Origin of the sequence: Actinomadura sp. 7K534 (assembly GCF_004348575.1) — a bacterium.
Lineage (GTDB): Bacteria > Actinomycetota > Actinomycetes > Streptosporangiales > Streptosporangiaceae > Spirillospora > Spirillospora livida.
The window spans coordinates 1-1,259 of the sequence record NZ_SMKB01000484.1 but is presented as its reverse complement, the minus strand read 5'-3'; the positions used below and the strand labels follow the sequence as shown (position 1 = coordinate 1,259).

Below are 1,259 nucleotides of genomic sequence, written 5' to 3'. Positions count from 1 at the left end.
GTTCTCGCTCGGCATGCGCCAGCGGCTCGGGATCGCGGCGGCGCTGCTCGGCGACCCGCCGGCGCTGATGTTCGACGAGCCCGTCAACGGGCTGGACCCCGAGGGCATCACCTGGATCCGGGGGCTGCTGCGGTCGCTGGCCGCCGAGGGCCGGGCCGTGCTGGTGTCCAGCCACCTGATGAGCGAGCTGGAGGGCGGCGCCGACCGCCTGGTGGTGATCGGGCGGGGCCGGCTGATCGCCGACACCAGCGTCGCCGACCTGCTGGAGGCCGCGTCCGGCGGGCGGGTCGAGCTGCGCACCGCCGAGCGGCGGGAGGCCATGACCGTCCTGGCGCGGGCGGGCGCCACCGTGACCGCGGCGGGTCCCGGCGCCGTCACGGTCGCGGGCCTGCCCGCGGAGCGGATCATCGCGCTGCTCACCGGGGAGGGCGTCGCGTTCAGCGGCGTCTCCGAGCACCGGGCGTCGCTGGAGGAGGCCTACATGGAGCTGACCAGGGACGCGGTCGAGTTCCAGGCCGTGACCGGGCGGGAGGCGTCGTGACCGCCGCGACGTCGTACCGCAGCACCGTCCAGGCCGAGGCCCGCGACGGGTTCGGGCGGCTCCTGCTGGCCGAGTGGACCAAGTTCCGCACCGTCCCCCGGTGGATGCTGGCGGTGGGGGCGTCGGTGGCGCTGACGGTGCTGGTCGCGCTGCTGACGGCCGCGGGCAGCGCCTCGTCCGGCACCGGGGAGGGCACGGCGGACCCCGCCCGGTCCGGCATCTTCGACATGGGGCACTTCACGTACCAGCCGCTGGACGGGGACGGCACCGTCATCGCCCGCGTCACCGCCCAGGAGGGCGGCCCCCGGGCGAAGGCCGGGCTGATGATCCGCGGCAGCGCCGAGCGCGGCACCCCGTACGCGGCGCTGGCGGTGACGCCCGGGGACGGCGTCCGGCTGCAGACCGGCTACCGGGACGGCGGCGCCGGAGGCGGGCCGGGCACCCTGCCGCGCTGGCTCCGGCTGACCCGCTCGGGCACGACGGTGACGGGGTACGAGTCGCCGGACGGGCGCGCCTGGAGCCGGGTCGGGTCGGTGCGGCTGGAGGGGCTGCCGCGGTCCGCCCTCGCGGGCATGTTCGTCGCCGCCCCGGACGACGTCGTGGTCGAGCGCCGGTTCGGCAGCGAGAGCATCTCCGGCGAGCCCGCCGCCGCCACCGCGGCGTTCGACCGGGTGTCGGTGGTCCCGGCGCGGCCGGGCGCGGCGTGGCAGGACCGGGG

The 1,259-nt window shown here is 77.7% G+C and carries 1 protein-coding gene and 1 pseudogene; both read left to right on the top strand.

Annotation, left to right across the window (positions count from 1 at the left end; translation table 11 throughout):
* The coding region (locus E1266_RS37295; RefSeq protein WP_165966379.1) for an AAA family ATPase at positions 1-541 on the top strand (541 nt) is incomplete at its 5' end.
* Positions 538-1,259, top strand: a pseudogene (locus E1266_RS37290) (DUF1349 domain-containing protein); the annotation flags it as partial. The gene E1266_RS37295 and the pseudogene E1266_RS37290, both read left to right, overlap by 4 nt.